Genomic DNA, 18,045 nt, shown 5'->3' with positions numbered 1-18,045 from the left:
ACGTCAGAGGACGCGGGGGTGGCGGGTCAGGTCGTGCGGGCCGACCGCCGGGCCGTGCTCGAACGGCAGGTCGCCGACGAGCGCCGTACCCCCGCCGGAGAGGTCGCCGGAGAGGTCGCCGGAGCCGTCCGGCAGCGCCAGCCGCGGCGGCGCGGCCCCGGGGCGGCGGGGCGCCCGGCCGCCCAGGCGGCGCACGACGTCGGCCCGCAGCTGCGGCAGGTACGCGTAGAGGCGGTCGCCCGGGCAGGCGGTCCGGTTGAGGTCGCGGTGGCCGATGACGGCCACCTGCGGGTCGAGCCCGTACGCGTCGCACAGCCACGCCAGCAGGGAGGTCAGCGCGGACAACTGCCGGGCGGGCGGCAGGCAGGAGGTGTAGGTCCCCTCGGTCTCGACGCCCAGCGTGTGGTCGTTGTGGTCGGCCACCTGCGCCCCCAGCACGTGCCGGCCCGCCTCGGCGGCCGGCAGCGAGCGGTTGCGGCCCTCCATGACGTAGCCGCCCCGGCTGACCGTGAACTGCTCGCCGATGTCCTCCCAGCCGTTGTGCCGCATGTGGTAGCGCTGGATCGACCGGGACAGCCGGAAGGCCGCCGCCAGGTCGGCCGCGCCGGTGTTCGCCGTCGCCGTGTGGTGGACGACGAGCCGGTCTGGGGCCCGGTCGAGCACCTCGGCCTTGTTCTCGGGCGGGTCGGCCTGCCACTCGGAGCGGGTGTACACGCGCGGTCGCCGGGGGCCGCGGGCCGCCAGGGCGGGCCCGGCCAGCGAGGTGATCCCGCCCTGCGCGGACAGCAGCGCCACGGACAGGTACGCCGACGACAGGAACGCGCGGCGCGAGATCGCTGGCATCCGTCCTCCCGGGTGGGCGCGGGCCCTCGCGGGCACGCATCAGGCGGGAGGCGGCTTCGATATCCCCGTCCGTCACCGCGGATATTCCTGCGGCCGGGAAACCGGTCACATGTCAGCCGAAATGTCCGTGCCATGCCGGTGCCATTCCGGTGGCGGAAACGGCGCACCCCGGTCACGAAACAGCAGTCCCGTGATCACGGGAATGTCGTGACATGACCGCACGTGGCGCTCCGTGGTGCTCGGTGGTGCATCGGTGGTGCATCGGTGGTGCTCGGTGGTGCTCTGAGGCCGGAGCGCCGTCCTTCCGTGACGGCCCGCGACCACCGCGTACCGGGTGCCGGGCGGCCCGGGTGCGCGCGGCGACACGCGGCCTTAACGCGGAGCCCCGCGCGGGCGCCCGATCGTTTCCGCGGTGTTGCATCCGTTATGCCTGTGGATCGCACGTTTCCTGGGTGCGGCACATGTAACGGCCGCACGATCACACATCGTCAAAGTGCGTAACGACCCCTTCCTAGCGTCGGTACCGGTCCCCAGCTGAGAAAGACGCCCCAGCTGGCCCGAGACCCCAGCCGGCCCGAGACGCAGGAGGAACGATGACCGTGACGCAGGCGGCGAACACGGCTACCGGCGAACCCGGGAAGGGCCGGTGGATCGGCGACTGGCGGCCGGACGATCCCGCGTTCTGGGAGGGCACCGGGAAGAGGACGGCCCGGCGCAACCTGGTGTTCTCGATCCTGGCCGAGCACCTGGGCTTCACGCTGTGGACCGTCTGGAGCATCGTCGCCGTCAGGCTCGGCGCCTACAAGTTCTCCACCGACCAGCTGTTCTGGATCGTCTCCCTGCCCAACCTCGTCGGCTCCGCGCTGCGCATCCCGTACACCTTCGCGCCCGCGCGGTTCGGCGGGCGCAACTGGACGGTGGTCAGCGCGCTGCTGCTGCTGGTGCCGGCGATGCTGCTGGCGGTCGCGGTGAACGACCCGGGCACGCCCTACTGGGCGTTCCTCGCCATCGCGGCGACGGCCGGGCTCGGCGGCGGCAACTTCGCCTCCAGCATGGCCAACATCACCTACTTCTACCCGCAGAACAGGCAGGGCGCGGCACTCGGCCTGAACGCCGCGGGCGGCAACATCGGCGTCAGCTCGGTGCAGCTGCTGATGCCGCTGGTCATCGGGGGCTTCGGGCTCGCCGCGGCCGGACTGTTCTGGGTGCCGTTCATCCTGCTCGCCGCCGCCGGGGCGTACTTCTTCATGAACAACCTCACCTCCGCCAAGGCCGAGCCGAGGGAGATGGCCAAGGCGGCCGGCCGGGCCCAGACGTGGATCATGTCGCTGCTCTACATCGGCACGTTCGGCTCGTTCATCGGCTACTCGACGGCCTTCCCGCTGCTGATCAAGTCGCAGTTCGCCGAGCACGCCTCGATGGTCTCGCTGGCGTTCCTCGGCCCGCTGGCCGGCTCGCTCATCCGGCCCGCCGGCGGCTGGCTGTCGGACCGCCTCGGCGGGGCCGCGGTCACGTTCTGGAACTTCGCCGCGATGATCGGCGCGGTGCTCCTCGTGTGGCAGGCCATGTCCGTGCACAACTTCGCGCTGTTCTTCGTGGCCTTCATGCTGCTGATCGGCACCTCCGGCGTCGGCAACGGCTCCACGTACCGGATGATCCCGGCCATCTTCCGCGCCAAGGCCGTCGCGGGCGTCGAGCCCGGCACGCCCGCGTACGAGGAGGCGCTGCGCACCGGCAGGCGCGACGCGTCGGCGGCCATCGGCTTCATCTCCGCGATCGGCGCGTTCGGCGGCTTCTTCATCAACCGCGGGTTCGGCAGCTCCATCGCCGCCACGGGAGGCGCCGGAGCGGCGCTGGCGGCCTTCGCCGCGTTCTACGCGCTGTGCTTCGCCGTCACCTGGTTCTGCTACCTGCGGACCCTCGGCGCGAAGGCGGCCCCCGGCCTGGCGGCGGCCCGCGTCTGACCCGTCACCGGACCCCCACCCCGTGCGGGCGCCCCGTGTGGCGCCCGCTCTTTTCCGCCGTACGTCTCACCGGCGGCGACAGCACAAGTGAGCTCCGGAGACGACGAGGTCTCTCACCACACCGTGATCGCGGAAGTTAGCGCGGTTGGCGCCTTGTAGCACAGCGGTAACAGAAGGGACCCAGCGGTGAAACCGCCTGTACCCACCATCGGATCCATGCCGATCTCACTGCACACTCCCGGTCCTGTGATGTCACAGGTCCCCGGGGACACCACAGTGGGCTCGGCCACGCACTGCCCGTACTGCGCCCTGCAGTGCGGCATGCACGTCGCCAATGGCGAGATCACCCCGAGGGAGGACATCCCGGCCAACGCCGGCGGCCTGTGCCAGAAGGGCTGGACGGCGGCCGAACTGCTGACCTCGCCCGAACGGATCACCACCCCGCTGCTCCACGGGAAGCCGGTGACCTGGGAGGAGGCGCTCGACTACACGGCCGGCCGCCTGCGGGCCATCCGGGCCGAGCACGGCCCGGACGCCGTGGCGGTGTTCGGCGGCGGCGGGCTGACCAACGAGAAGGCCTACCAGCTCGGCAAGTTCGCCCGGGTGGCGCTGCGGACCAGCCAGATCGACTACAACGGCAGGTTCTGCATGTCCTCGGCCGCGGCCGCCGTCAACCGCGCCTTCGGGATGGACCGGGGCCTGCCGTTCCCCATCACCGACATCGGCCGGGCCGACGCGGTGCTGCTCGCCGGGGGGAACGTCGCCGAGACCATGCCCCCCTTCGTACGGCACCTGACCGCGATGCGGTCCCGGGGCGGCCGGCTCGTCGTGATCGACCCCCGCCTCACCCAGACCGCCCGGCTGGCCGACCTGCACCTGCAGGCGACGCCGGGCACCGACCTCGCGCTGGCGCTGGGCCTGCTGCACCTCGCGGTCGCCGAGGGCCACGCCGACCTCGGCTACCTCGCCGAGCGCACCACCGGCTTCGAGGAGGTGCGCGCCTCCGTGTCGGCCTGGTGGCCCGAGCGGGTGGAGCGCGTCACCGGCGTCCCCGTCGCGCGGATGCGGGAGGCCGTGCGCATCCTGGGCGAGGCCGGGCGCGCCATGATCCTGACCGGCCGGGGCGCGGAGCAGCACGCCAAGGGCACCGACACCGTCACCGCGTTCGTCAACCTGGCGCTCACCCTCGGCCTGCCGGGCCGGGAGGGCTCCGGGTACGGCTGCGTGACCGGCCAGGGCAACGGCCAGGGCGGCCGGGAGCACGGCCAGAAGGCCGACCAGCTCCCCGGCTACCGCAAGATCGACGACTCGGCGGCGCGGGCGCACGTCGCGGCCGTGTGGGGCGTGGACCCCGCCGACCTGCCCGGACCCGGCAGGTCGGCGTACGAACTGCTCGACGCGCTCGGCACTCCGGAGGGGCCGAGGGCGCTGCTGCTGTTCGGCTCGAATCCCGTCGTCTCCGCGCCGCGCGCCGGGCACGTGACGGAGCGGCTGGCCGCGCTGGACCTGCTCGTCGTCGCCGACTTCGTGCTGTCGGAGACCGCGGCGATGGCCGGCGTCGTGCTCCCCACGACCCAGTGGGCCGAGGAGTCGGGCACGATGACCAACCTGGAGGGCAGGGTGCTGCTGCGCCGCCAGGCCGCCGCGCCGCCGCCGGGCGCGCGCAGCGACCTGCGGATCCTGGGCGGCCTCGCCGAGCGGCTCGGCTGCGGCGAGAAGTTCCCCGCCGACCCGCGCACCGTCTTCGACGAGTTGCGCCGGGCCTCCGCCGGCGGCGTCGCCGACTACTCCGGCATCACCTACGAGCGGATCGCGGCCGAGACCGGCGTGTTCTGGCCCTGCCCCGCGACCGAGACCGCCACCGAGACCGCCACCGAGACCGCCACCGAGACCGCCACCGAGACCGGAACAGGAGCCGGGACCGGAACAGGAGCCGGGACGGAACCGCACCCGGGAACGCCGCGGCCCTTCCTGGACCGATTCGCCACCCCCGACGGCCGGGCCCGCATGGTGCCGGTGGACCACCGCCCGCCCGCCGAGGACGTGGACGAGGAGTTCCCCCTCTATCTCACCTCCGGGCGGGTGCTCGCCCACTACCAGTCGGGGGCGCAGACGCGCCGCATCCGGTCGCTCAACCAGGTCGCGCCGGAGGTCTTCGTGGAGGTGCACCCCGAGCTCGCCGACCGGCTGGGCATCGCGTCCGGCGACCTCGTGCGGGTGCGCAGCCGCCGCGGCGCAGCGGAGGCGGTGGCCCGCGTCAACGCCTCGATCAGGCCCGACACCGTGTTCATGCCGTTCCACTGGGAGGGCGTCAACCTGCTCACCAACCCGGCGCTCGACCCGATGTCGCGGATGCCGGAGTTCAAGGTCTGCGCCGCCGCTCTCGAACGGTGCACCAGTGAGGTCTCCGGCGAGGACCCCAGCGAGGACCCCGGCGAGGACAGGGAGCGTGACGCGTGAGGCTCGTCGTGGTGGGGAACGGCATGGCCGGCGCGCGTCTCGTCAGCGAGGTGCGCGCCCGGGACCGGGACGTCAAGATCACCGTGTTCGGCGCCGAGGCCTGGCAGCCGTACAACCGGGTGCTGCTGTCGAACGTGGTGGCCGGCACGTCGCGGCCGGACCAGGTCCGGCTGCTCGGCCCCCGCTGGCACGCCGAGCACGACGTGACCGCGCACCTTGGCATCGAGGTCGTCGCGATCGACCGCGACGCCCGGACCGTCGTCGCGGCCGACGGGACGCGCGAGCCGTACGACGTGCTCGTGCTGGCCACGGGCAGCGAGCCGGTGATCCCGACGATCCCCGGCGTGGAGCGGGCGACCGCGTTCCGCACGCTGGACGACTGCGACCGCATCAGGGAGGCCGCCGCGAGCGCGCGCGGCGCGGTCGTGATCGGCGGCGGGCTGCTCGGCATCGAGGCCGCGCGCGGGCTGGCCGGCCGGGGCGTCCCGGTGACGCTGCTGCACGTGCGCGACCACCTGATGGAGCGCCAGCTCGACGCGGAGGCCGGGCTCATCCTGCGCGAGACGCTCGGCTCGCTCGGCGTCGCCATCCGCACCGGCGTCACCGTGACCGCGGTGCGGGAGCGGCACGTCGAACTGGCGGGAGGTGAACTGGCCCGAGGGGAGCCGGCGGGAGGGGAGCTCGTCGACGCCGACCTGGTGGTGGTCGCCTGCGGCGTGCGCCCGGTCGTCGGGCTCGCCCACGACGCGGGGCTGGAGGTCGAGCGCGGCGTCGTGGTGGACGACGAGCTGCGCACCGACGACCCGTCGATCTTCGCCATCGGCGAGTGCGCACAGCACGCCGGCCGGGTCTACGGCCTGGTGGCGCCGGCCTGGGAGCAGGCGTCGGTGCTCGCCGACCTGCTGACCGGGGCCGACAAGGGCGCGCGTTACCGGGGCTCGCGGCTGGTCACCCGGCTGAAGGCCAAGAGCGTGGAGCTCGCGGCGATGGGCGAGACGCACCTGACCGAGGAGGAGGCGGAGATCGTCCGCTTCTCCCACCGGCACAAGGGCACCTACCGCAAGCTCGTCATCCGCGACGACCGGCTGGTCGGCGCGATCCTGCTGGGCGAGACCTCCGCCGTGGGCACGCTCACCCAGCTGTTCGACCGGGGCGGGCCGCTCCCGGGCGACCGGACCGGCCTGCTGTTCCCCGGCGTGGGCGCCGCGGCGACGGCCGACAACCCGACCCGGATGCCGGACTCGGCCCGGGTCTGCCAGTGCAACAACGTGACGAAGGGCCAGATCAGGGCGTGCTGGGAGTCCGGCGCGCGCGACGTGGAGGCCGTGGCCGCCGCGACGAGGGCCACCACCGGGTGCGGCGGCTGCCGCGACGCGGTCGAGGGCATCGTCGGCTGGTTGTGTGAGCAGGAAGGCGTGAGCGCATGAGGGTACGTCCGGGCATGAGACTCGTCGTGGCGGGACACGGACCGACCGCCCACCGCCTGATCGAGACGCTCGTGGAGCGGGGCTTCGACGGGACGATCACGGTGTTCGGGGAGGAGCCCCGCCCGGCCTACGACCGGGTCGCGCTCACCTCCTATCTCAGCGGCAGGAGCGTGGACGACCTCACCTACCGGGTGCCGGACGGCGTAAGCCTGCGGACCGGCGTGCAGGTGGTCTCCGTCGACCGCGCCGCCCGCACCGTCGCCACCGACGCCGGCTACACAGAGCCGTACGACGTGCTGGTGCTGGCCACCGGGTCGGCGCCGTTCGTGCCGCCGGTGCCGGGCAGGGACCTGCCGGGCTGCTTCGTCTACCGCACCATCGACGACCTCGAAGCGATCAGGGAGGCGTCGCGGGGCGCCCGCGCCGGGGTGGTCATCGGCGGCGGCCTGCTCGGCCTGGAGGCGGCCGACGCCCTGCGCGGGCTCGGGCTCGAGACGCACGTCGTCGAGATGAGCGGCCGGCTGATGCCCCGCCAGGTGGACGAGGGCGGGGGCTCGGTGCTGCGGGGCCACATCGAGGCGCTCGGGCTCACCGTCCACACGGGCGCCGGGGTCCGGTCGATCGGGGCCGGGCCGGACGGCCGGGTGGCCGCGCTGGTCCGGCCGGACGGCGAGGCCGTCGACGCCCAGGTCGTCGTCTTCTCCGCGGGCGTACGGCCGCGCGACGAGCTCGCGCGAGGCTGCGGCCTGGAGGTCGGCGAACGCGGCGGCATCGTGGTGGACGAGGGCATGCGCACCTCCGACGAGCACATCTACGCGGTCGGCGAGTGCGCGCTCGCGGCCGGGATGGTCTACGGCCTGGTCGCGCCGTGCTTCACCCAGGCGGAGGTGGCCGCCGACCGCATCCTGCGCGGCTCGGCCGCCTTCACCGGCGCCGACATGTCCACCAAGCTGAAGCTGCTCGGCGTCGAGGTGGCGCAGTTCGGGGCCATGTCGGGCGCGCTCGACGTCACCTACATGGACCCGGTCGCCGGCGTCTACAAGCGCCTGTTCGTCAGCGACGACGCCACGACCCTGCTCGGCGGCATCTGCGTCGGCGACGCCGGGCCGTACAACGCGCTGCGGCCCTTCGTCGGCAGGCCGCTGCCCGGCGCGCCGAGCGACCTGCTGTTCGCGGGCGCGGGCGCCACGTCGGCCGACCTGCCGGACGACGCCCAGGTCTGCTCCTGCAACAACGTCACCAAGGGAAGGATCTGCGCGGCCATCGCCGACAAGGGCCTGACCGACGTGCAGGGCATAAAGGACTGCACCCGGGCCGGCACGACCTGCGGCAGCTGCGTGCCGATGCTCAAGCAGATCCTGGTGAAGTCGGGCGTCGACGTCGGCAAGGCGCTGTGCGAGCACTTCGCCCACAGCCGGGCCGAGCTGTTCGACATCGTCAGCGTGCGGGGGATCACCACGTTCTCCCAGCTCATCGCCGAGCACGGGACGGGCCGCGGCTGCGACATCTGCAAGCCGGTGGTCGCCTCGATCCTCGCCTCCCTCGGCCGCGGCCACATCCTCGACGGCGAGCAGGCCACGCTGCAGGACACCAACGACCACTTCCTCGCCAACATCCAGAAGAACGGGACCTACTCGGTGGTCCCGCGCATCCCGGGCGGCGAGATCACTCCGGACAGGCTCATCGTGATCGGCGAGGTGGCCCGCGACTTCGGGCTCTACACGAAGATCACCGGCGGGCAGCGCATCGACCTGCTCGGGGCCCGGGTCGAGCAGCTGCCCGCCATCTGGCGCCGCCTCGTGGACGCCGGCTTCGAGTCCGGGCACGCGTACGGCAAGGCCCTGCGCACGGTGAAGTCGTGCGTCGGGTCCACCTGGTGCCGGTACGGCGTGCAGGACTCGGTCGGCCTCGCCATCGCGCTGGAGCTGCGCTACCGCGGGCTGCGCTCACCGCACAAGCTCAAGTCGGCCGTCTCCGGATGCGCCCGCGAGTGCGCCGAGGCCAGGTCGAAGGACTTCGGCGTCATCGCCACCGAGCAGGGCTGGAACCTGTACGTCGGCGGCAACGGCGGCTTCAAGCCCCGCCACGCCGACCTGCTGGCCGCCGACCTGTCCACCGACGACCTGGTCAGGACCATCGACCGGTTCCTGATGTTCTACATCCGCACCGCCGACCGGCTGCAGCGCACCGCCGCGTGGCTGGAGGGCCTGGACGGCGGCCTCGGCTACCTCCGTGAGGTCATCATGGAGGACTCGCTCGGGATCTGCGCCGACCTCGACGCGCGGATGGAGCGGCACGTGGCGACGTACGCCGACGAGTGGCGCGCCGCCATCGAGGACCCCGACAAGCTGCGCCGATTCGTCAGCTTCGTGAACGCCCCGGGCATCCCCGACCCCTCGATCTCCTTCGAGACCGAACGCGACCAGATCAAGCCGGTGCTGATTCCTCTGGAGGCAGTGCGCTCATGACCATCCTCGACGAGACGGCCGCGAACGGGACGGCGACCCGTACCGGCCGCTGGACCCCGGTCTGCTCCTACACCGACCTGCTCCCCGAGCGCGGCGCGGCCGTGCTGGTCGGCGCCCGGCAGGTCGCGGTGTTCCGCACGTTCGACGGAGCCCTGTACGCCCTCGGCAACTTCGATCCCTTCAGCGGGGCGTACGTGCTGAGCCGGGGCATCGTCGGCACCAGGGGCGGCGCGCCGACCGTGGCCTCGCCCATGCACAAGCAGGTGTTCTCACTGGTCACCGGCGTGTGCGTGGACGACCCCGGAGTCGCCGTGCCGACCTATCCCATTCGTGTGACGGACGGAACCGTGGAGGTGAGCGTGGTATGACCGCGCTGCTTGAGGAGGCCCCGATGACCCTGGAGACGGCGCCGGACGCGCTGGCCGGGTTCACGATCGGGGTGACGGCGACCCGCCGCAGCGAGGAGCTCTCGGCGCTCCTGGAACGGCGGGGCGCCCGGGTGGTGCGGGCGCCCGCGATCCGCATCGTGCCGCTGGCGGAGGACACCGGGCTGCTCGCCGCGACCCGGGCCTGCCTGGAGGCGCCGATCGACGACGTGGTCGTCACCACGGGCGTGGGGTTCCGCGGCTGGATGGCGGCCGCGGAGGGCTGGGGCCTGTCCACCGACCTCAACGCCCACCTGTCCGGCGCCCGGCTGCTGGCCCGCGGCCCCAAGGCGAGGGGAGCCGTGCGCGCGGCCGGCCTGGCGGACTACTGGACGCCGGGCACCGAGTCGTGCGAGGAGGTCAAGGAGTACCTGCTCGCGCAGGACCTGCGGGGGCGCCGCATCGCCGTGCAGCTGCACGGCGAGCCGCTGGACGGCTTCGTCGCCGCGCTGCGCGAGGCGGGGGCCGACGTCATCGAGGTGCCCGTCTACCGCTGGCTGCCCTACCGCGACACCTCGCCGCTGCGCCGCCTGATCAGCCAGGCCATCACCGGCTCGGTGGACGCGGTCGCCTTCACCAGCGCGCCCGCCGTGCTGGCCATGCTGGGCGCCGCCCGCGCCGACGGGCTGGAGGACGCCCTGCTCGCCGCGTTCGACACCCGGGTGGTCGCGGCCTGCGTCGGCCCGGTCACGGCCGGGCCGCTGACCCAGCGGGGCGTACGGGTCGTCCAGCCCGACCGGGCCCGCCTGGGCGCGCTCGCCCGGATCCTCGCCCGCCACCTGCCGGAGAGCGGGGTCACCCGGCTCGTCGCGGGCGGCCACGAGCTGGAGATCCGCGGCCACGCCGTGGTGGTCGACGGCGACCTCAAGCCGCTGCCGCCCGCCCCGATGGCCGTGCTCAAGCGGCTCGCCGAGCGGCCCGGGCACGTGGTGGGCCGCGCCGACCTGCGGGTCGTGCTGCCCGGCGGGCCCTCCCGCGACTCGGCCGAGCACGCCGTCGAGATGGCGATCACGCGGTTGCGCCGGGCGCTCGGCCCCTCCGGCATCGTCGAGACCGTCGTCAAGCGCGGCTACCGCCTCGCCTGCGGCCGCGACGACCGGTGACGCCGCCCATGCGGTGAGGCGGCCCGGTGGCGGGAACGACGACGGAGGCCTTACGGGCCTCGGGGCGGAGGAGTGCGAGATGGAGACCCCAACTCTGGTGATGGCGGCGCACGGGGCGCGCAGCGGGCACTGGGAGTCGGTGATGGAGTCGCTCGCGGCGCGGGTGCGCCGGGCCCGGCCCGGCGCACGGGTCGAGCTGGGGTTCCTGGAGATCAGCTCGCCGTTGCTCGCCGACGTTCTGGCGGGGGCGCCGGGACCGGTCGTCGTGGTCCCGATGCTCCTCGCCGGGGGATACCACGCGCACATCGACCTGCCGGCGGTCGTCGCCCGCACCCGGCCCGACGCGGTCGTCGCCGGGCAACTCGGCCCGCACCCGCTGCTGACCTCGGTGCTGGCGCGGCGGCTGGCCGCCGCCGGCCTGCGGCCCTGCGACGCCGTCATCCTCGGCGCGGGCGGGTCGTCCGACCCCGCCGCCCTGGACGACGTCCGCGCCGCCGCGCGCCTGCTGTCCGTACGGCTGGCGCGTCCCGTCACCGCCGCCTTCGCCTCGTCCGGCACTCCCACGGTCGCCGAGGCGATGGAACGGGCCAGGTCGGGCCTCGCGCCGCGGGTCGCCGTCGCGTCCTACCTGCTCGCGCCCGGCTTCTTCCACGACCGCCTGGGCAGGGCCGGGGCCGACCTGGTCGGCGCGCCCCTCGGCGTGGACGACGACCTCGCCGCCCTCGTCTGGACCCGCTTCGACGAGGCCCTCACCCGCCGCGACCCCACCGGCCTGCCCGCCCTCGCGGGGTGAGACCCCACACAGAGGCGCCGCCGGGCGAGGAGCCTGCCCGTCCGCTCTCCACGCCCCGAATCGGCCCGAATCAGACTCACGGGCGCGCACCGACGCGTATTCGGGCGTAGGTCAGGCGGCGTGGTCACGCAGGTAGCGGGCGAAGGCCTCCCGGGCCAGTTGTGACACGGTCTTTCCCTCCCGTTCTGCCAGCTCTCTGGCGGCGGCCTTCTCCTCAGGGCTGAGCCGGAACGTCACCTGCGGCGACCGCGTGCCAGGGGCCGTGAGAGATGGGCGGCCCACCGTACGCCGCACATGTTCCACCGCGGCGTCGACGTACGCTTGGTCGATCCGGTTGCCTCGCCGGTCGTAGACCTCCTCGGCCTGGAGGTCGACGTCCGACTCGTCGTCCAGGCTGAGCTCGACGTCGTCGGGGGGCCAAGGGCCGTCGTACTCGCTCACGGCTTTCTCCTCAGTGCGATCGGCATCGCGTGGATGACCAGCAGGTGCTTCTCGGTCAGCACGGCGATCACCTCGAGTTCCAGTCCGCGGTCGTCCGGCCCGGCCCAGTGCCACTGCTCGTCCAACCCGACATGGGGCGGCGGCACCACCAGGGGTGGTCCGCCTCGAATGACGGCCAGCACCCGGGCAGTGCCGACGCGATGCTTCCGCGCTGACTGCGCAAACCTGATTCTACGCACGTCGCTGGATTATGCCATGCACAATGCGGTCTCATGTGCAGATGGTAATGATCCGATTACTCTTCGTCCCACTGTCCTCGGTTGTGGCCGGAGGGGGCGGCGAGGGTTAAGGGATCCTTTCTCGATGTGCACGGCTCTGTTGGCGTACGGAATGAACTGCGCTTTCAACCGGGTGGTTGACGGAGGGGTGGCGTGCGGCCTAGGGTCCTTTCAACCAGTAGGTTGAAAGAGGGGTGAGGGTCACGGACGCGCTGTCCCGGGTCTTCGCGGCCCTCGCTGATCCGACCCGGCGTGACATGGTCGCCCGGCTCTCGGAGGGCGACGCGACCGTGAGCAGGCTGGCCGAGCCGTACCGGATGACGCTGCAGGCCGTCTACAAGCACCTGCGGGTGCTGGAGGAAGCCGGGCTCGTCAGCCGGCCGAGCGGGCCGCAACCCCGGACGGTACGCCTGGAGGCCCACGCCCTCGAACTGGTGGACACCTGGATCGAGCGCCACCGGGACCGCGTCGAGCGGCGCTACCGCCGCCTTGACGCGGTCCTGGCGGAGATGGACGGAGACGAGAATGGACAGGATCACGGAGACGAGCATCGAAGCCGACCCGAGCGTGCCGGTGATCAGGACGAGTCGTGAGTTCGCGGCGGCGCCCGAGCGGCTGTTCCGCGCGCACACCGATCCCGCGGTGTACGCCCGGTGGGTGGGTCCCGACGCCACGGTCACCCGGATCGAGCACTGGGACGCGCGCACCGGCGGCAGCTGGCGGTACGTCTCGGAGCACGACGGCGTCGAGTACGGGTTCCACGGCTGCTTCCACGAGGTGCGGCCGGACCGCATCGTGCAGACCTTCACGTTCGAGGGCGACCCCGACGGAGTCGCGCTGGAGACGCTGTGGTTCGAGGACCTGGGCGACGGCCGGACGCGGGTGCGGACGCAGTCGCTGACCGACAGCTTCGAAAGCCGCGACGCGTGGCTGCGCAGCGGCATGGAGGTCGGCGTCGACGAGGGATACGCGAAGCTGGACAGGATGCTCGGCGATGACGCTGTCTGACCACCCCGCCGAGCGGCACCGGCAGGTCGCCGGGCTGTTCACCGAGCGGGTCAACGGCGCCCGGGTCGAGGTGCCCGGCGACGCGGACGCCCAGACCAGACTGCTCGGTTTCGTCGGCCGGGACCCCTTCTGGCCGGGGCGCTGAACGCGCCCTGACGGCGGAGAACGGTCCGGCTTCGGCGTGGACACCTGACGCCGACGGGGTGGGTCAGCGGTCGGTGCCGCGGTCGCGGCGGCGCAGGTAGCGCTCGAACTCGGCGGCGATCGCGTCGCCGCTGGCCTCGGGGAGCTCGGTGGCGTCCTTGCGCTCCTCCAGCTCCCTGACGTACTCGGCGACCTCGGTGTCCTGCGCGGCGAGCTCGTCCACGCCGTGCTCCCAGGCCCGCGCCTCCTCGGCCAGGTCGCCGTACGGCATGGGGATGTCGAGCATGTCCTCGATGCGGCGCAGCAGCGCCAGCGTCGCCTTGGGGTTGGGCGGCTGGGCGACGTAGTGGGGGACCGACGCCCACAGGGACACGGTCTGCAGCCCGGCCGTGCCGAGGGTGTGCTGGAGCACCCCGACGATGCCGGTGGGGCCCTCGTACTTGTTCAGCTCCAGGTTGAGCGCGCGGGCCATGCCGAGATCGCTCACGGAGCCGGTGATCGGCACCGGGCGGGTGTGCGGCGAGTCGTTGAGCAGCGCGCCGAGCAGGATCGCCAGCTCGACGCCGAGGTCGTGGCAGAGCCCCACGAGCTCCGCGCAGAACGAGCGCCACCGCATGTTGGGCTCGATGCCGCGCAGCAGCACCACGTCGCGCTTGGCGCCCGGCGGGCGGGCCAGCAGCAACCGGGTGGTCGGCCAGGCGACGGAGCGGGTGAGGCCGTCGCCGAGCTCGATCACCGGCCGCGTCACCTGGAAGTCGTAGTAGTCCTCCGGGTCCAGCTCCACGAGGGGAGTGGCCTTCCACTCGGCCTCGAGGTGCGCGAGCACGCCGCTGGACGCCTCCCCGGCGTCGTTCCACCCCTCGAACGCGGCGATCAGCACCGGGTCGACGAGCTCGGGGAGCCCTTCGAACTCGATCACGCGCCGCCTCCCTCACTGGCCCTATGCAGTATGGCTCACTCCAAGACTATTCGGTGAGGGGCCCCGCCCGTCACCTTCGCAGGGCACACCCGCCTGTGGCGCGGCCCCGACCTGCGGCGATGTCCGAGGGCGCGGAGAGGCCCCGCCTCCGTCTCCACCGGTCTTCCCTTTCCGCGCGCGGAATCGGGGATCCGCCCGCGGGCCGATAGTCTTGCTCCATGACCAGCAGACCGTCCTTCCGTACCATGCTGTCCGAGCGAGTTCTGGTCGCCGACGGGGCCATGGGGACGATGCTGCAGTCCTACGACCCCACTCTTGACGACTTCCAGGGCCACGAGGGCTGCAACGACGTGCTCAACGTGAGCCGTCCCGACATCGTGCGGGCCGTCCACGACGCCTACCTGGAGGTGGGGGTCGACTGCGTCGAGACCAACACCTTCAACGCCAACCGCGCGGCCCTCGGCGAGTACGGCATCGACGACCGCGTCTTCGAACTGTCCGAGGCCGGCGCGCGGCTGGCCAGAGAGCGGGCCGACCACTGGTCGACGCCCGACCGGCCCCGGTTCGTCCTCGGCTCGATGGGCCCCGGCACGAAGCTCCCCACGCTCGGCCACCTGCCGTACGAGACCCTGCGGGACGCCTACCGGGACAACGCGGCCGGCCTGATCGCCGGCGGGGCCGACGCCCTGATCGTCGAGACCTGCCAGGACCTGCTCCAGGTCAGGGCGGCCGTCGTCGGCGCGAAGCGGGCCGTCGAGGCCGCCGGGCGGGACGTCCCGATCATCACCCAGGTCACCATCGAGACCAACGGCGCGATGCTGCTCGGCTCCGAGATCGGCGCCGCGCTGACCGCGATCGAGCCGCTCGGCGTCGACCTGATCGGGCTCAACTGCGCCACCGGCCCCGCCGAGATGAGCGAGCACCTGCGCTACCTGGCCAGGCACGCCCGCGTGCCGCTGTCGTGCATGCCCAACGCCGGGCTGCCGCAGCTCACGTCCGACGGCGCCTACTATCCGCTGAGCCCGGGCGAACTGGCGGACGCCCACGAGACGTTCACCCGCGACTACGGGCTCGCCCTCGTGGGCGGCTGCTGCGGCACCACCCCCGAGCACCTGCGCCAGGTGGTCGAGCGGGTCGGCGGGCGCGCCCGCGGCGAGCGCCGCCCCCGGCCCGAGGCCGGCGCGGCCTCCCTCTACCAGCACGTGCCGTTCCGGCAGGACACGTCGTATCTGGCCATCGGCGAGCGGACCAACGCCAACGGCTCCAAGGCGTTCCGCGAGGCGATGCTGGCGGGCAACTACGAGGAGTGCGTCGAGATCGCCCGGGCGCAGGCCCGGGACGGCGCGCACCTGCTCGACCTGTGCGTCGACTACGTCGGCCGCGACGGCGTCGCCGACATGAAGGAACTGGCGTTCCGCTTCGCCACCGCCTCGACGCTGCCGATCGTGCTCGACTCGACCGAGCCAGCCGTGCTGGAGGCGGGCCTGGAGATGCTCGGCGGCCGGGCCGTGATCAATTCGGTGAACTACGAGGACGGCGACGGCCCGGACTCGCGGTTCCAGAAGGTCATGCGCCTGGTGCGGGAGCACGGCGCGGCCGTGGTCGCGCTGACCATCGACGAGGAGGGCCAGGCCCGCACCGCCGAGTGGAAGGTGCGGATCGCCACCCGCATCATCGAGGACCTGGTGAACAACTGGGGCATGCGGGTCGAGGACATCATCGTCGACTGCCTGACGTTCCCGATCGCCACCGGCCAGGAGGAGACGCGCCGCGACGGGGTCGAGACGATCGAGGCGATCCGCGAGCTCAAGCGCCGTTATCCCACCGTGCAGACCACGCTGGGCCTCTCCAACGTGTCGTTCGGCCTCAACCCGGCCGCGCGCATCGTGCTGAACTCGGTGTTCCTCAACGAGTGCGTCAACGCGGGGCTCGACTCCGCGATCGTGCACGCCTCCAAGATCCTCCCCATGAACCGGATCCCGGACGAGCAGCGCCAGGTCGCGCTTGACCTGGTGTACGACCGCAGGCGCGAGGGCTACGACCCGCTGCAGCGGTTCATGGAGCTGTACGAGGGCGTGGACGCCGCGTCGGTGAAGGCCGGGAAGGCGGCCGAGCTGGCCGGGCTGCCGCTGTGGGAGCGGCTCAAGCGGCGGATTGTCGACGGCGAGCGCAAGGGCCTGGAGGCCGACCTCGACGAGGCCCTCGCCCAGCGGCCCGCCCTGGAGATCATCAACGACGTGCTGCTCGACGGCATGAAGGTCGTCGGCGAGCTGTTCGGCTCCGGCGAGATGCAGCTCCCGTTCGTGCTCCAGTCGGCCGAGGTGATGAAGACGGCCGTGGCCCACCTCGAACCGCACATGGACAAGGTCGAGGGCAGCACCAAGGGCCGCATCGTGCTCGCCACGGTGAAGGGCGACGTGCACGACATCGGCAAGAACCTCGTCGACATCATCCTGTCCAACAACGGCTACGACGTGGTGAACCTCGGCATCAAGCAGCCGGTGTCGGCGATCCTGGAGGCCGCCGAGGAGCACCGGGCCGACGTGATCGGCATGTCCGGGCTGCTGGTGAAGTCCACCGTCGTCATGAAGGAGAACCTCGAGGAGCTTAACTCCCGGAACCTTTCCGGCAGGTTCCCGGTGCTCCTCGGCGGCGCCGCGCTGACCAGGGCGTACGTCGAGCAGGACCTGGCCGATCTCTACCGGGGCGAGGTCCGCTACGCCCGCGACGCCTTCGAGGGCCTGCGCCTGATGGACGCCTTCATGGCGGTCAAGCGAGGGGAGGACGGCGCGTCGCTGCCGCCGCTGCGGGCGCGCCGGGTGAAGACCGGGGCGGTGCTGACGCGGACCGCGGAGGCGGACGTCCCGGCCCGATCCGACGTCGCGGCGGACGCTCCCGTGCCCGTCCCGCCGTTCCTCGGCGACCGGGTGGTGAAGGGCATTCCGCTGGCCGACTACGCCGCGTTCCTCGACGAGCGGGCGACGTTCATGGGCCAGTGGGGACTGAAGGCCGCCAGGGGCGGCGCCGGCCCGTCGTACGAGGAACTGGTGGAGACCGAGGGCCGGCCCCGGCTGCGGATGTGGCTGGAGCGCCTGCAGACGGAGAACCTGCTGGAGGCGGCGGTCGTCTACGGCTACTTCCCCTGCGTGAGCGAGGGCGACAACCTGATCATCCTCGACGAGGACGGCAAGGAGCGCACCCGCTTCACCTTCCCGCGCCAGCGCCGCGACCGCCACCTGTGCCTGGCCGACTTCTTCCGCTCCCGCGAGTCGGGTGAGGTGGACGTCGTCGGCTTCCAGATCGTCACGATGGGCAACCGCGTCAGCGAGGCCGCGGGCGAGCTGTTCGCGAAGGACGCCTACCGCGACTACCTGGAGCTCCACGGCCTCTCGGTGCAGCTCACCGAGGCGCTGGCGGAGTACTGGCACGCGCGGGTGCGCTCGGAGCTGGGCATCGGCGGCGACGAGTCGCTGGCGGACATGCTCAAGGTGAACATCGCCGGCTGCCGCTACTCCTTCGGCTACCCGGCCTGCCCCAACCTGGAAGACCAGGTGCAGGTCATGGAGCTGCTCGACCCCGGGAGGATCGGCGTGCGGCTGTCGGAGGAGTTCCAGCTCCACCCCGAGCAGGCCACCTCCGCCCTTGTCGTCCACCACCCCGAGGCGAAGTACTTCAACGTCTGACGGGTTCATGAAACGTCTGACCGGGTCTGCAACGTCCGACCGGCCGTCGGCGCCTCCACGCGGCCCCCGTACCATGTCAGTCCCCCCTC

The 18,045-nt window shown here is 72.6% G+C and carries 15 protein-coding genes; 11 read left to right on the top strand and 4 right to left on the bottom strand.

What is annotated here, in order from left to right:
• Positions 1 to 3: 3 nt before the first annotated feature.
• Positions 4 to 843: a peptidoglycan recognition family protein gene (locus tag OG344_RS27750; RefSeq protein ID WP_405085610.1), complete on the bottom strand. Its 840-nt coding sequence runs from the start codon at positions 841 to 843 to the stop codon at positions 4 to 6.
• Positions 844 to 1,436: 593 nt separating this feature from the next.
• Between OG344_RS27750 and OG344_RS27745 the strand changes: the two genes are divergently transcribed.
• From OG344_RS27745 to OG344_RS27715, 7 genes are all read left to right on the top strand, one after another.
• Positions 1,437 to 2,807 (top strand): MFS transporter, encoded by a 1,371-nt coding sequence (locus tag OG344_RS27745; protein WP_405085609.1) that lies wholly within the window; start codon positions 1,437 to 1,439, stop codon positions 2,805 to 2,807.
• A gap of 249 nt (positions 2,808 to 3,056) precedes the next feature.
• Positions 3,057 to 5,267, top strand: a complete 2,211-nt coding sequence (locus OG344_RS27740) for a molybdopterin oxidoreductase family protein (protein ID WP_405089180.1) — start codon at positions 3,057 to 3,059, stop codon at positions 5,265 to 5,267.
• Positions 5,264 to 6,694: an FAD-dependent oxidoreductase gene (locus OG344_RS27735; RefSeq protein WP_405085608.1), complete on the top strand. Its 1,431-nt coding sequence runs from the start codon at positions 5,264 to 5,266 to the stop codon at positions 6,692 to 6,694. Before OG344_RS27740 ends, OG344_RS27735 begins: the two co-directional genes overlap by 4 nt.
• A 14-nt stretch (positions 6,695 to 6,708) precedes the next feature.
• The gene (gene nirB / locus OG344_RS27730) at positions 6,709 to 9,162 is read left to right on the top strand and encodes a nitrite reductase large subunit NirB (protein ID WP_405085607.1); all 2,454 of its coding nucleotides are present in this window, start codon (positions 6,709 to 6,711) and stop codon (positions 9,160 to 9,162) included.
• Entirely contained in the window at positions 9,159 to 9,530 is a 372-nt protein-coding gene (nirD, locus tag OG344_RS27725) for a nitrite reductase small subunit NirD (RefSeq protein WP_327046210.1), read from the top strand. The genes nirB and nirD overlap by 4 nt, the downstream gene beginning before the upstream one ends.
• Complete coding sequence (locus tag OG344_RS27720) at positions 9,527 to 10,690, top strand: uroporphyrinogen-III synthase (RefSeq protein ID WP_405085606.1); 1,164 nt, start codon at positions 9,527 to 9,529, stop codon at positions 10,688 to 10,690. The genes nirD and OG344_RS27720 overlap by 4 nt, the downstream gene beginning before the upstream one ends.
• A gap of 79 nt (positions 10,691 to 10,769) precedes the next feature.
• Entirely contained in the window at positions 10,770 to 11,483 is a 714-nt protein-coding gene (locus OG344_RS27715) for a sirohydrochlorin chelatase (RefSeq protein WP_405085605.1), read from the top strand.
• Positions 11,484 to 11,594: 111 nt separating this feature from the next.
• Here OG344_RS27715 and OG344_RS27710 read toward each other — a convergent pair whose 3' ends face one another.
• Positions 11,595 to 11,924 (bottom strand): plasmid mobilization protein, encoded by a 330-nt coding sequence (locus OG344_RS27710; protein WP_359872942.1) that lies wholly within the window; start codon positions 11,922 to 11,924, stop codon positions 11,595 to 11,597.
• On the bottom strand, positions 11,921 to 12,163 hold the full coding sequence (locus tag OG344_RS27705; RefSeq protein ID WP_405085604.1) for a hypothetical protein: 243 nt from the start codon (positions 12,161 to 12,163) through the stop codon (positions 11,921 to 11,923). The genes OG344_RS27710 and OG344_RS27705 overlap by 4 nt, the downstream gene beginning before the upstream one ends.
• Before the next feature lie 233 nt (positions 12,164 to 12,396).
• On the opposite strand from OG344_RS27705, the gene OG344_RS27700 reads away from it, so the two are divergent.
• Genes OG344_RS27700 through OG344_RS27690 form a run of 3 tightly spaced genes read left to right on the top strand, consistent with a single transcriptional unit; the run spans position 12,397 to position 13,355 of the window.
• Complete coding sequence (locus OG344_RS27700) at positions 12,397 to 12,795, top strand: ArsR/SmtB family transcription factor (RefSeq protein WP_405085603.1); 399 nt, start codon at positions 12,397 to 12,399, stop codon at positions 12,793 to 12,795.
• Positions 12,728 to 13,210, top strand: coding sequence for an SRPBCC family protein (locus OG344_RS27695; protein ID WP_405085602.1), 483 nt, complete (start codon positions 12,728 to 12,730; stop codon positions 13,208 to 13,210). Before OG344_RS27700 ends, OG344_RS27695 begins: the two co-directional genes overlap by 68 nt.
• Positions 13,197 to 13,355, top strand: a complete 159-nt coding sequence (locus OG344_RS27690; protein ID WP_405085601.1) for a hypothetical protein — start codon at positions 13,197 to 13,199, stop codon at positions 13,353 to 13,355. Before OG344_RS27695 ends, OG344_RS27690 begins: the two co-directional genes overlap by 14 nt.
• Positions 13,356 to 13,418: 63 nt before the next feature.
• Here the strand turns inward: OG344_RS27690 and OG344_RS27685 are convergent, their stop codons facing one another.
• Positions 13,419 to 14,273, bottom strand: coding sequence for a PAC2 family protein (locus tag OG344_RS27685; protein ID WP_327046205.1), 855 nt, complete (start codon positions 14,271 to 14,273; stop codon positions 13,419 to 13,421).
• A 218-nt stretch (positions 14,274 to 14,491) separates the two neighbouring features.
• Between OG344_RS27685 and metH the strand changes: the two genes are divergently transcribed.
• The gene (gene metH / locus OG344_RS27680; RefSeq protein ID WP_405085600.1) at positions 14,492 to 17,956 is read left to right on the top strand and encodes a methionine synthase; all 3,465 of its coding nucleotides are present in this window, start codon (positions 14,492 to 14,494) and stop codon (positions 17,954 to 17,956) included.
• Positions 17,957 to 18,045 lie beyond the last annotated feature (89 nt).

The sequence above is a fragment of the Microbispora sp. NBC_01389 genome, from assembly GCF_045040095.1.
In the GTDB taxonomy this organism is placed as follows: Bacteria; Actinomycetota; Actinomycetes; order Streptosporangiales; family Streptosporangiaceae; genus Microbispora.
Note: the sequence above shows the minus strand (reverse complement) of the source record. Positions and strands in the feature narration are given on the sequence as shown.